Below are 13,099 nucleotides of genomic sequence, written 5' to 3' on the forward strand. Positions count from 1 at the left end.
AGCGCCAGGCCACGAGCGCGGGGTTGCCGCCGTTGTGAACGGCGAACCGTTTCCCTGTTTCGACCGCCGCCTCCAGCGCCGCCTCGTACCTGCCCTGAGCGGCCAAGATCCTGGCTTGGATGTGCAGACTTGGATAGAGCAGCCCGGCCCGCAGCAGTGCTGGGGGAAGGTCGAGCTTCTTGATGACCGCTGAGGCTTCGTCGATGCGCCCCTGCTCCAGCAGGACCTCGGCGAGCAGTCCCTGTGCGATCGCGGGCGCGATTCCCATCGACGTGATGCGGTGCAGTTCGATCACTTCGCGGAGGTCGTTTTCGGCCTCGGCCAGCTCGCCCATCCGCAGCCAGCCCATTCCGCGGAAGGTGAGCGGCGCACTCAGGGCCACGAGCGATCCTCGTCTCCGCGCCTCGGCGATCAGGTCGCCATTGGCGTCCACGCCCTCACGCAGGTCGCCGACTGTCAGGGCGAGATAACCGGAGATGCTCGCGGACGCTCCCCTGGTCGCGGCTTCCAGCATCTGCGGATGGGCCAGTGCCTTACGGGCGCGGTCCAGCCCTCGAGCGTCCCCGGCGTAGCACTCGTGCCCGGCGATCATGCACTCCAGGAGCGCCGCGTTGATCGTGCGGGAGGCGGGCAACTGGCGCAGCATCTCCACCCGCTGGGAGATACTGTCGAAACCGACGACGACCAGAGGGACGCCCAGCAGCATCGCCTCGAGACCGCGCCGGAGGTCATCGCATTCCTCGGGTAGGTCTGATATCGCCGTGACGAGCTGCCTCGTCGCTTCGTCACCCCGGCCCACCCACACTTTCGCGACCCCCGCCAGGCCGACGAACTCCCCGACTTCGACGGGGTCATCGATCATCCGGAGGGCGGCGTCGAGATGCTCCAGTACCGCTTCCAGATCGACGAACAGAGCGGCATAGATGGCCTCTTTGAGCGCCTCCAGCCTTTCCTTCCTGCTCATCTCTCCGTTCAGAGCATGTGTCAGGTAGGCGTGGGCGGCTTCGGGCGCCCCTTTCCCCAGTGCCTCCATTCCGGCTCTCCGTAGCATCATTGCGTGCTCACCCGTGGGATTCGGGACGCAGAGGATATGACTCGCCGACTCCTCCGTTCGGTGGCCCTCCCGCATCAGCAGTGTCGCCGCGGCCAGATGGCACCGGACGCGTGCGCTCGGGTCCATCTGCTCATAGACCGCCGAGCGGACCAGCGGGTGCAGGAACTCGGCGGCAGCCTCCTCCCCGGATCCCGAGCGAAGGATCTGCGCGCTCGTCAGCTCGTTCAATGCCCGGTGCGCTTCCACCCGGTCGAGCGCCGCGACCGCGGCGACATGGCCCGCGTCGGCACGGCGGCCGAGGACGGCCACGGCCTCGGCCGCGGGCCTCGCGGCCGGCGACAATCGCCTGAGCTCGACGGAGACGCGCCTGGCCACCGCCTTAGTTCCGATGTCACGCAGCCTGACAGCGTCAACCGGGGTGGCGCTGTCACGCTCCACGATGAGCGCACGCGCCATCTCTGTCACAAGAAGGGGATTGCCCGCGGCGGCGGCGTGACAGGCCGACAGGAGGTTCGGCTCGGGTTGCTCACCGAGCATGTCCGTCAGGACGACGTCGGCGGCCTGCGGGCTCAGCGGCTTCGGTTGCAGGATCCGGCATTCCGGATGCGTGAGGACGAAGTCCAGCAGGTCCATCGCGGCCGACGGATCGGATGGACGCGTCGCGGCGGCGACCACGAGCGGCATGTCGTACAACCGCTGCTGAAGGTAGGCCAGAAAGCGCAACGACGGCTCGTCCCCCCAGTGCAGGTCGTCGACCACCAGCAGGACGGGACCTTCCTGACAGATGTTGGCGGTGAGCCAGAACAGACCGTGAAGGAGATTCATCTCGCTCTGCTGCTCGCCGTCAACCGTCGTCAGGAGATGCCCGGCAGCGGCAGCCGCACCCGACAGCCATCGCTCGCGCCGGGCCGCGTCGGCTCTCCTCAGCACGCCCTCGAACAGTTGCCGGACCAGCCCGAACGCGTATCCGCGCTCAAGATGCGACCCCCTCGCGGCCAGGACCCGCATGTCGGCACCACTCGCCATCGCGCGGGCTTCATCGAGCAGTCTGGTCTTACCGATCCCCGCTGGCCCCACCACCACGAGACAGGTGCCCCTCCCGTCCCGAGCTGGGAGTATCCCGGCGGAGATCGCCGCAGTCTCATCCTCACGTTCCACCAGCAGGTCTCGCAGCACGCCCGCCATTCTTGCCCGTCTCTATCGCTCGTCAAAGACGAACATAACTACAAAACAGTAGCCATATGACAGACAGGAAGTTTCTGGGCAAGCCGACAAGTAACAGGATGCTCACCGACGATATTCCTGGACAATCAGTCCAATATCCCTCCCGTACGCACAATGGTGCGAATCTCAACTACCGGCGTCGCGGCGCAAACGAGTTGTCACGCGTCGACCACGCAGTCCCCTCGTGGACGCGAGGTCTGACCCGCAACCCGACCTCAGCCGTGCAGGCGGCAGCGGACCCCAGTGGAATGATCGACGGTCAGCCCTCCGAGTACGTCCGACACGCCCAACAACCCCGTTACGCTGCCCCCTGGCTGAAACCCCGGCATGCGGGCACTCGTGGTGCTCCGCCGGACGCTGTGCGCGGTGAGCGCGGGCGGCACGCTGCCGGCCCGGGAACTGCGCGGCCAGAACCTGCCCTGGCGGCCCGCCGGCGGGTGCGGGGGCACCACTTCCGCGTTGGTCGCACTTTAGGTGGGGGGCGCTCCGGCCCCGAGGTGATGCCGATCATCTACAGAGGTGGCAGGGTGGCTGGGGTCGGAACACTCGATGACGGCCGTCCAGGATCTCGTCGGCCGGCAGATCAGGCCCGCGCAGGACCCGTGGGCAGGCATGCCGGACTGTATCCGCTCGCGCAGCGGTTCCAGCAGGCCGAAGGCCACGGCTGGCTTGGACCTCGTGGTGGGACTCGCCTCCGGGGGGACCGGGTCGTCGACCTCGGTCAGCTCGGCCGGCCTGCGCGCAGGAGGGGCACGCGTGCGGGCCGCCGTGAGCGCCATGAGATGCTCGCGGACGTCGCCCCGGAGGGCGAGGCACGCCGATGGTCGGAATGGCGCTCGCGATGGCGTCACCAGCCGCGGTTGGCGTAGCGCTGTGTCTCTGAGAGAGTGTCACAGTCGATCCCGACCATGGCCTCGCCGAGGCTGCGGGAGACCTCCGCGATGATTTTCGGGTCGTCGTGGAAGGTGGTGGCCTTCACGATTGCGGCGGCTCGCTGAGCCGGGTCACCGGACTTGAAGATGCCGGAGCCGACGAAGACGCCTTCGGCGCCAAGCTGCATCATCAGCGCCGCGTCGGCCGGGGTCGCCACTCCTCCGGCGGAGAACAGCACGACGGGCAGCTTGCCCAGTTGGGCGACCTCTTTGACCAGTTCGTACGGGGCCTGGAGGTTCTTCGCTGCGGCGAAGAGCTCTGTCTCGTCCAGGGTGGTCAGTCGCTTGATGTCGGCACGGATCTGGCGCATGTGGCGGACGGCCTCGACGACGTTGCCGGTGCCGGCCTCTCCCTTGGAGCGGATCATGGCCGCGCCCTCGGTGATTCGGCGCAGGGCCTCGCCGAGATTGGTGGCACCGCAGACGAAGGGGGTAGCGAAGGCCCACTTGTCGCTGTGGTTGACCTCGTCGGCCGGGGTGAGAACCTCAGACTCGTCGATGTAGTCGACGCCAAGCGCCTGCAGGATCTGGGCCTCGACGAAATGGCCGATGCGGGCCTTGGCCATCACGGGGATGGACACGGCGTTGACGATGCCGTCGATCATGTCGGGGTCGGACATTCGGGCGACGCCGCCGTCCTTACGGATGTCGGCCGGTACTCGCTCCAGGGCCATGACGGCGACCGCACCGGCGTCCTCGGCGATCTTCGCCTGCTCGGGGGTGACGACATCCATGATCACACCGCCCTTCAGCTGCTCGGCCATGCCGCGTTTGACGCGCACGGTGCCGGTCTCGGCAGTCTGGGCGACGGAGGGGACGATAGACACGGTATGACCTCAATCATCGACGGATGGTGTACGGATGTTGAGCAACGGTTGCTCTACAGTCGCGCCAGTGCGGCTGTGATGGCGTCGATTGAGCGGTCGACGTCCATTTCGGTGGTCCGCCAATTGCAGACCGAGATTCTGATGCACCGGCGGCCCTGCCACGTCGAGGGGCTCATCCAGCAGGTGCCGTCCTTTTGAATCTCGTGCACAAGCTGATCGGTGACCGCGTCGCCGTCGACGGCCCGGATCAGCGCCTGGTTCAGCCCGCTGGCCAGTACCTCCAGGCGTGGATGTTCACCGAGCTGGACGGCGAAGCGTTCGGCGCAGGTGAACAGGCGATCGACGAGCTCGGCGAGCCCCTGCTTGCCGAGCGAGAGCAGCGCCGCGTAAGCCGGTATTGCCCGTGCTCGCCGCGATGACTCGGGGGTCCAGTCCAGCGGTTCGCGGATCGGTTCGTCCTGGAGAAAGAACGGCGCGCGGACCTTCATCGAGCCCTCGTGGGCGCTGCGATGGGATACCGCTGCGAAACCGCAGTCGTAGGGGACGTTGAGGATCATGTGGGCGTCTGTGGCCCACGAGTCCGCATACTCGCTCCCGGCAATCAGATGGCGATAGGTGGGGCTGGCATTGGCCCACAATCCGAAGGCGCCATCGACGTGAACCCAGGCATTCACGTCATGCGCGAGTTCGCAGATGCCGGCGATCGGATCGATGGCTCCGGTGTTGACGTTGCCGAGCTGAGCGCACACGATGGTCGGGCGGCCATCGTGCCGGAGTTCCGCCTCGAGCGCGTCCAGGTTCATCGCGCCGCGTGAATCGACGGCGACCGCCTCGATACAGCCGACGCCGAGACCGAGCACTCTGAGTGCGCGGTCGATGGTGACGTGGCGTTCGCCGCCGACGATGACCCTGATCGGCGGCGCCCCGATGAGACCGTCCTCTTCGACGTTCCAGCCGGCGCGCGCCAGGACTTCGTGCCGCGCGGCTGCCAGTGCCGTGACGTGCGCCATCTGGCAGCCGGTGACGAACGCGAATGATGACGCGACCGGCAGTTTGAGCACGTCGAGGAACCACTGCCCCGTGGTCTCTTCGAGAGCGGCCACGGCCGGAGTGGACCGCGCCAGCAGGGCGTTCTGATCCCACGTGGAAGCAAGCCAGTCCGCTGCCAGGGCGGCCGGCAGCGTGCCGCCGACGACGAGGCCGAAATAGCGCGGCGAACCCATCGCCGTGATGCCCGGCTCGGCAGTGGCAACAAGGTGGTCGAGGACCAGCCGTGGATCGGTGGGCCGGTCCGGCAAGTCTCCTCTGAACGCGTCTCGCATGGCGGTGCTGCCGGACTCCGCCTCGACCCGCCGCTCAGGCAGTCCTTCGAGATACTTCGCGGCGTGATGCGCGGCTGCGTTCAGCAATTCGCGTTCACTCACATATTCTCCTGACCGCCCCGATTCACAGGCTTGATCGGCAGAATGGTCTCCCCTATCGAATCCTCAACGCCCTTCGCCCGGATCAGGGTCATCCCCAGCATCAGCCCCCTAGCTTTGGGCTCGACTTCCTGATCGGCTACGGCTCCGAGGAGCATGACCAGACGTTTCCCAGGCCACACTGAAGTGCTCCAGGTTGGGTTGGCTCAAGCCGCCGGTGGGGACTGGTGTCCGTCCCTCCGTACGTTCGTGGATCGCGGCTGTTCAGCAAGGAGGCGGTCGGCGCAAGGGCCGCTCCGGGCCCGCCCGCAAGAGACACAGGCGGCGTGGGCAACTGCCGCACCGCATGGCGAGCGGGTCGTCGCCAACGGCTACGAGGGATTCATCCGCACGGCACGGTGACCGGCGCGGGAGAAACAGGGCTGCGGTGGGTCTCTCATCGCCGTGCCCAGGCTGCCGTCGAGTTCTCCGCGCGCCCACCACGGTGAGGCGGGCCAAGACCGGCGTGGATCGAACATCAGATGTCGACGACGCAGTCCTCCTCCACACGGGAGACACAGGCCAGGGTGTACCCCTGCGCGATCTCGTCCCCGGTGAGGGCATCGCTCGGCGGCGAGGCCAGTCGCCCGGAGACCACCCTGACGCGGCAGTCGCCGCAGGTGCCCGAGCGGCAGCCGTACTCGAGATCGATCTCGGCTGACTCGGCGGCGTCCAGAAGCGGGCGGCCCTGAACGGCGGTGACGCTCCTGCCGGAACGGACGAAGTCCACCCTGCACGTACCGGCCCCGGGCTCGGGCGCCTCGGCGACGGTGCCGAAACTCTCCCTGCGCACCTTCGAAGGGTTCAGGCCGAGACCGGTGAGCAGTTGGGTGACGGCGTCCATGAAGCTCGCCGGCCCGCACAGGTAGGCCACGCGGTCCCGCAGATCCGGAACCTCCGCATCGAGGAGGGCCCGATCCAGGCGCCCACCGCCGGAGGTTCGAGTGGTGACCAGCCGATAGGAGAAGTGCCGACGGTGCCGCTCTGCGAGCAACCGCAGCTCGCGATCGAAGACGGCCTCGTCGGCATGACGCGCGGACTGCAGGAAGACCGCGTCGACGGGGGCCGAGACGTCGCACAGCCAGCGCGACATCGACATCAGCGGCGTCACACCGCTGCCGGCCCCGATGAACAGGACCTTGTCCGGAAGGTCGTCCGGATCGAGACGGAAACCGCCACGGGGGGCCTTCGCCCGCAGCCGATCACCGGTCCGCAGGTTGTCGAGCAGCCAATTGGAGACCAGTCCGCCGGGAACCCGTTTGACGGTGAGGTCCAGCGCGTACGGACGACTGGGCGATGACGAGATCGAGTAGGAACGCGTGACCCGCCGGCCGCCGACGTCCAGCACGAGCGTGCAGTACTGGCCGGGCAGGTAGACGAAGCGGCGCGGAGGGTCGCTCTGCAGGCGTACGGTGCACGTGTCGGCGGTCTCCCACAGCAGCCGGCTCACCACGAGGGGTGTGTCGATCCCTTCCCACACCGGCGCCTCGTGGTGCGCCGCCATGAGGGGTCGGCGGCGCCGTGCCACCGCCGGCTCGAGAGTGACCGGCTGGATCTTCAACTGCACCTGTGAGGAGTAGGCGCAACGCCCCTCGTGGTCGGTGACGTCGTTGATGTAGAGCCCTCGCCCCTCTTGTGCTCGGGAGCGGTGGAAGCTCACGTAGACCGTGTCGCCCTTCACCCGGTCGGACACCGTCACCGGCAGTTCGACGCTCGCGCCGTGCCGGGTGCTGGTGACCTTCGCGAGGCCGCCGTCCTCCAGGCCAATTCTCTCGGCCAGCGACGGTGAAACGTGCAACGGGTGCTCGTCGGGCATGTCGGCGACAGGTGTGGCCTTCCCCGAGTTGAAGGTGCTGGTCGCGAAGCGGATGCGGCGGCGGTCGTCGGACAGCGAGGAGCGCCCGCTGTTGAGAACGATCCCTTCGGGGAGGAACAGATCCGCCTCCGTGGGGACGAAGAAGGTGAACAGACGCGGAGCTCGGTAGATGTCGCGGAAGGGGGAGGCGTCGGGGTCGGCGTAGTCGAGGAGGTAGCGGTTCACCCCGACACCGCCGTACACCACCGAGTGGCTCCGCAGAAGTTCCCCCCACCTGATCGGGGTGCCGTCGGCGTGGTCGAACGCGCAGTACAGCGGGCCGCTGCCGCCGTGCAGGTAGTCCTGGACCCGATTCCACAGTTGAACCCTGCTGACTTCACCGTCGACGCGTCTCAACCCCCTGCCTCCCTTGCCCGGGGGCTGGCAGAAGCGTCGCCGCAGATATCCCGACCGCAGGTGCCCGGCCAGGTCGGCGTGCCGCGCGGCCAGGCCGGCGTCGGCTTCCAGCAGTCCGGTGATCTCCGCCATCAGGTCATAAATGATCGTCGCGTCCGATCGGGTCTCCGCGGGGGCCTTCTTCTGCGGCACCGAGAGCCGTAGCCGCCATTCTCCGTTCTGGTACAGCTTCGTCGTGGCCGGATGCGGCGGGGAGGGGATGATCAGGTCGGCATGCGCGAGGCTCCACGGGTCGGGAATGGGATCGATGACGACCAGCGTGGAGGAGGAATCGGTGAGCTTGTCCGTCCAGCGCCGCCGGTTGGGCATGTTGGCCTCGAACTGCGTGCCCACGCAGAGGAACAGCTCCCGCTCTCCTGGAGTCGGCTCCGAGTAGTCGAGTGCCGCTCTCGGGGTGTCCTCGAGCACGCGTTTGTAGGAGCCGGGCGGCAAACCCATGCGGCGGGCCGCCTCATCGGCCTGCTCGATCGGGATGCGGCCCATGAAGAACTTGCGTGACAGCCCCTGGACCTCGCTCTCGGCGTTGATCTGGCCGGGGAGCCGCAGCACGCCGCCGGCCGGGTCTCCCTCTCCGCGCAGGCCGTACTTGCCGAGCATGGCCAGCAGGTTGCCCCAGAGGCAGTGTGCGACGATGCCGCTGCTCTGCGAAAGGCCCACCGACGGAATGGCGATGGGCACGGTGGCGGGGTCCGCCAGCTTGGCCGCCAACTCGCGGATGGCCCTCAGCAGGGGCAGGCGGTACCGCTCCTCCGCCGCGATGCGCACCACGACGTTCTCCGGCGCGTACGGCTCGGACAGGGCCAGCTCCCGAAAGGCGGCAAAGGTGCCGGCGTCGGAGAAGCGCGTGACGAAACGCTCCTCGACGGCCCGGGCATGCCTGGTCAGGATCTCGTGGGCGACGGCGAGCGCGAGGTGCGGGTCGCTGCGCGGCCGGACCAGGAGCACCCGGTCATCACTCAGTCGTCTGGCCAGATCCTTCGCCGTTTCCGTGACCATCACCTCGACGAGGTAGGCGTCGAGGTCCGTTCGCCTGGCAAGCAAGCGGTACGCGGGCGGGTGGCTGATCATCCCGTTCCACCCGTTGAGCAGGAACACGCGATTGGGTCCGTTGAACGCCTGGTCGATGGTGATGAAAGGCCCCTCCTGACCGGTAAGCACCTCGTTGTGCACGGCGCCGGCGTTGAGGCAGTGCTCGGCGTTGCCCGTCACGTTACGGACGCCGAGCAGCCGGAAGACCTCCTGCATCGCGAAAACGGTGAAGTAGTCGACCTGGCCGCAGGCGTAGACAAGAGTGCGCGCGCCGGGTCCGCGGTGGCCGAGCACGTGGAAGGCCAGCCAGGAGATCGCTTCGCCATACGTGATCGGCCTGCGCCGACCCGTGGTCCGATCGAGAACGCTGGGCGTCGTGTGGATGGGGTGGGCGGACGCCTGTTCCATTCTGGACTGCCCCAGTTTGACGCAGCCGTGGGTCGGCTGCGCTCCGGTGAGGACGAAGGGCCTCACGGTCGTGTCCGCAAGGATGGCTCCGTCCCCCACCCCGCAGTAGGAACAGGAGATCTGGGTGGACAGCCGCTGCCCTCGGCGATGACCGGGGACGAGGTAGGCGGGCATGCACGTCAGGTCCGGCAGGACCCCCGCGTGCTCGATCGTCGTCACGGCCTCGCTGCGAGGCGGCTCGATGTTCGTCACGATGCTCCAGCCAGGGAATGCGGTGAGGGAAGAGCACGGTCCGCCGCGTTTTCGCCGGCGGGTCGCCGCTACGCCCGGACGCTAGGCATCGCCCCTGTTGCCGGAGTGCCGCCGCGATGTCTCGCCGGTGTCGGCGTCGGCGACAGCGTTACGAAAACCCGCCGACAGTACATCCGCCTAGCCTGCGCCTCGTTCGAGTCCCGAGGAGAGAGGCGAGCCGATGGCCAGGCGCGAACGCGGATGGATCCGCGACTGGGAACCGGAGAATCCGCACTTCTGGGAGAGCAGGGGAAAGCAGATCGCCCGGCGCAACTTGCTGTGGTCGATCGCGGCCGAGCATCTCGGCTTCACCGTCTGGACCGTGTGGAGCATCGTCGCGGTCAAGCTCGGCGCCTACCGGTTCTCGACCGACCAGCTTTTCTGGATCGTGGCACTGCCCAACCTCGTGGGGTCGGTGCTGCGCATCCCTTACACCTTCGCGCCCGCTCGATTCGGCGGGCGAAACTGGACCGTGGTCAGCGCCCTGTTGCTGCTCGTCCCGACCGGCTTGCTGAGCGTCGCCGTCAGCGACCCACGCACACCGTTCTGGGCCTTCCTCGTGATCGCGGCCACCGCAGGCCTGGGCGGCGGCAACTTCGCCTCCAGCATGGCGAACATCACCCACTTCTATCCGCAGAGCCGGCAGGGCCTGGCACTGGGGTGGAACGCGGCCGGAGGCAACATCGGAGTCAGCTCGGTCCAGTTCGTCGTCCCCCTGGTCATCTCCGCTCTGGGACTCGGCGCGGCGGGTCTTTTCTGGATCCCGTTCATCCTGGCGTCCGCGGCCGGCGCTTGGCTCTTCATGGACAACCTGACCAGCGCGACCTCTCCGTTCCGTCAGCAGGTGAAGGTGGCCGGCGCCGGGCAGACGTGGATCATGTCCCTTCTCTACATCGGGACCTTCGGGTCCTACATCGGCTATTCCACGGCGTTCCCCGTGCTCACCAAGACCCAGTTCCCCTCGGTCGCCGTGACGAGCTTCGCTTTCGCCGGGCCGCTGCTCGGGTCGCTCGTACGCCCCATCGGGGGCCGGCTGGCCGATCGCTTCGGAGGCGCCCGGATCACGGCGTGGACCTTCTGCGGCATGGGCGCCGCGCTGGCGGGCGTGTGGTCCGGCCTGCACCTTGGGAGTTTCCCCATGTTCCTGGTGGCCTTCCTGGTCCTGTTCGGGATGACCGGGCTCGGCAACGGCTCGACGTACCGGATGATTCCAGCGATCTTCGTGGCCAGGGCCGTGAGAATCGCCGAGAAGAGCGGCAGCCCGGCGGCAGTCGAGGACGCGCCGTTGCGCGGCAGGCGCGAGGGCGCGGCCGCCATCGGCATCATTTCGGCGGTCGGCGCCCTGGGAGGGTTCTTCGTCAATCGCAGCTTCGGCACCTCCGTCCAGGCGACCGGCGGCGCCGGCGCCGCACTCCTGGGATTCGGTGCCTTCTACATCGTTTGCGCCGGTCTGACCTGGTGGTGTTACCTGCGCACGATCGGCTCCCGGGTGCTCCCAAACTTCGCGACCGCCCGGGTGTGATGCCGGACGGTACGGCGCGCGGCGGTGTGGACGAGGTAGTCGCGGACCAGGTTGTACGTCGCGAATCGCGGCTCAAAGTCGTCGTCCACCAGCCTCACCATGGAACACGCGACCAGATCGTCCAGCGCCGCCGCCACCTCGCTCACCGACAGGTTGTGTGGAACGCAGAGCGCCTCGGCTCGATTCAGCGTCGCCGGTTCCCGGTGAGCGGCCAACCGGCTCAGCACCAGACGCTGCTGCTCGTTGAGCAGGCGGTAGGACGCCTGCAGTTCCTCGCTCATGCTGGTATGACGACCCCGCCCATCGCCGGGGACCCGCAGCAGGGGAAAGGGATCCTCCATCCGGATGACGACCTGCCGGGGCGTCAGCGTGGCGAGCCGAGGGGCGATGAGCTTCAGCGCGAGCGGCAGGCCGTCCAGCCGCCTGCACAGCCGTCCCAGATGGGCAGCATCGCGATCGGTGACAGCGACCCGCCCTCCGGCGGCGTTGGCGTGTTCGATCAGGAACGCCGTGGCGGGAGAGTTCCGCACCGTCTCCTCGTCGAGGTCTTCCGGCACGGCGAGAGGAAGGAGCGTCAATGCCGGACAGCCGTCGATGAGGATTCTGCACCGTGCGGTGGCGATCACCCTGGGGCCGGCACCGTCGAGCGCGGCCTGGCGCAGGATCGGCGTGATCGCGTCGACGGCCTCGTCACAGTTGTCGATCAGCACCGTTTCATGTGGGTCGCCGTGGGCCAGCCGCTGCCGCACGAGACCGGCCGCGACTCTCGCCGGCATCCCCGCCAGGTCCAGCACCGCCCCGGGGAGAATGCCGGGGCCGTACAGAGCGGTCAGCACCTCGCGGGCCAGGTGGGACTTGCCGACGCCCATCGGTCCGATCAGCGCCGCCACGGGGCGGGCGTCGATCAGCTCGGTCAGCTGCCGTGTCTCCTCCTGCCTCAGGACGAGAGCACGTCTGGTGGCCGTGGCCGCGCCACGGCGCTGAGTGCGTGGATCCTCGTCGCCCTCCTGCCGAACCGCGGGAATCGTCTGGCGCACAATCGCCTCCGACAGCCGGCGCAGGTGCTCGGACGGCTCCAGGCCGAGGGAGACGGCCAGCTCACGCCGGTAGCGGTCGTAGACGGCAAGGGCGTCCTGGTGACGGCCCCCGTGGTACAGGGCCTTCATGAGGTGAGCGTGGGGCACTTCTCGGAAGGGATGCAGCGCTGTGATGTCGCGGGCTCCGGCCACCGCCTGCTCCCATCGCCCCAGCCGCAGCAGCAGCTCTACGCGCCGTTCCCCCGCCGTGACGCGCAGCTCGTCGAGCCGGACCGCCTCCAGCCGTACCTGCTCGATGTCGGAGAACTCCTCGTATGCGCTGCCACGCCACAGGGCGAGTGCCCTGTCGAGACAAGCCAGTGCCTGTGCCGCGTCGCGGCGGCCTTCGCGTACCGCCTCCCCCAGGAGACGCTCGAACAGGACGGAGTCGAGCATCTCCTCGTGAACGTTCAGGCCGTATCCGCCGGGCCGCCGGATGAGCGTGTCCGGCGGCAGGGCTCGGCGGAGGCGGGCCAGGCGGCTGTTGAGCGCGCCACGAGGATCACCCGGAGGATCGGACGGCCACAGCACCTCGCATAGCAGCCGGCTGGACACGGCGGTGTGCCTGCGCTCCAGGAGAGTGGCGACGAGGGCACGAGTCCCGGGGTGCTGCAAACGGATCGGACGACCGGTTTCGTCGGCGACCTCCAGGAAGCCCAGGACCTTGAAACGAAGTCTCGTCATCGACGACCCCTGTAAGGATCACTCGCGAAGGAGGTGAGGCGGCGTGGCACGGCTGCCCTCCGATCGGCTCTCCGGTGATGGCCTGCCCTTGTTTGCCGGACATCGCCCAAACACTGCCATTTGAGGCGGTTTGCCGGTCGAGCAATCGTTACTCGATATTTTCCGAGACTGTTACGGGTGTTGTCAGGAATGGCGAGATGGGAACAGGAGGTGCCGGCCTGCGGCGACCACAGCCAGACGAGGAATTTCCGGGGTGGCGGCTGGGGGTTTGACCTGACGCGCAGGAACGGCCGCGTCACCAGACTGGTGATGCGTTCGGA

The 13,099-nt window shown here is 67.9% G+C and carries 8 protein-coding genes; 2 read left to right on the forward strand and 6 right to left on the reverse strand.

The window, feature by feature from the left end; genetic code table 11:
• Window positions 1-2,230, reverse strand: a 2,230-nt coding sequence (locus tag FLW16_RS40245) for an AAA family ATPase (RefSeq protein WP_185949812.1), incomplete at its 3' end; no start/stop codon positions are given.
• Window positions 2,231-2,605: 375 nt separating this feature from the next.
• Here FLW16_RS40245 and FLW16_RS44245 point away from each other — a divergent pair.
• Window positions 2,606-2,752: a hypothetical protein gene (locus FLW16_RS44245; protein ID WP_185949813.1), complete on the forward strand. Its 147-nt coding sequence runs from the start codon at window positions 2,606-2,608 to the stop codon at window positions 2,750-2,752.
• Here FLW16_RS44245 and FLW16_RS40250 read toward each other — a convergent pair.
• From FLW16_RS40250 to FLW16_RS40265, 4 genes are all read right to left on the reverse strand, one after another.
• The gene (locus tag FLW16_RS40250; RefSeq protein ID WP_142566250.1) at window positions 2,749-3,057 is read right to left on the reverse strand and encodes a hypothetical protein; all 309 of its coding nucleotides are present in this window, start codon (window positions 3,055-3,057) and stop codon (window positions 2,749-2,751) included. The two genes, FLW16_RS44245 and FLW16_RS40250, sit on opposite strands and share 4 nt — an antisense overlap.
• A 68-nt stretch (window positions 3,058-3,125) precedes the next feature.
• Window positions 3,126-4,037 (reverse strand): pyridoxal 5'-phosphate synthase lyase subunit PdxS, encoded by a 912-nt coding sequence (gene pdxS, locus FLW16_RS40255; RefSeq protein WP_142566251.1) that lies wholly within the window; start codon window positions 4,035-4,037, stop codon window positions 3,126-3,128.
• Between the two features lie 53 nt (window positions 4,038-4,090).
• Window positions 4,091-5,461 (reverse strand): aminotransferase class V-fold PLP-dependent enzyme, encoded by a 1,371-nt coding sequence (locus FLW16_RS40260; protein ID WP_221891540.1) that lies wholly within the window; start codon window positions 5,459-5,461, stop codon window positions 4,091-4,093.
• 514 nt (window positions 5,462-5,975) lie between these two features.
• Window positions 5,976-9,458: a 2Fe-2S iron-sulfur cluster-binding protein gene (locus FLW16_RS40265; protein WP_142566252.1), complete on the reverse strand. Its 3,483-nt coding sequence runs from the start codon at window positions 9,456-9,458 to the stop codon at window positions 5,976-5,978.
• 220 nt (window positions 9,459-9,678) lie between these two features.
• Between FLW16_RS40265 and FLW16_RS40270 the strand changes: the two genes are divergently transcribed.
• Entirely contained in the window at window positions 9,679-11,019 is a 1,341-nt protein-coding gene (locus tag FLW16_RS40270; protein WP_142566253.1) for an MFS transporter, read from the forward strand.
• On the opposite strand, the gene FLW16_RS40275 is transcribed toward FLW16_RS40270, so the two are convergent.
• Window positions 10,962-12,779 (reverse strand): AfsR/SARP family transcriptional regulator, encoded by a 1,818-nt coding sequence (locus FLW16_RS40275; RefSeq protein ID WP_142566254.1) that lies wholly within the window; start codon window positions 12,777-12,779, stop codon window positions 10,962-10,964. The two genes, FLW16_RS40270 and FLW16_RS40275, sit on opposite strands and share 58 nt — an antisense overlap.
• Between the last annotated feature and the right edge of the window lie 320 nt (window positions 12,780-13,099).

The sequence above is a fragment of the Microbispora sp. KK1-11 genome (genome assembly GCF_006874435.1).
GTDB classification, from domain to species: Bacteria; Actinomycetota; Actinomycetes; order Streptosporangiales; family Streptosporangiaceae; genus Microbispora; species Microbispora catharanthi.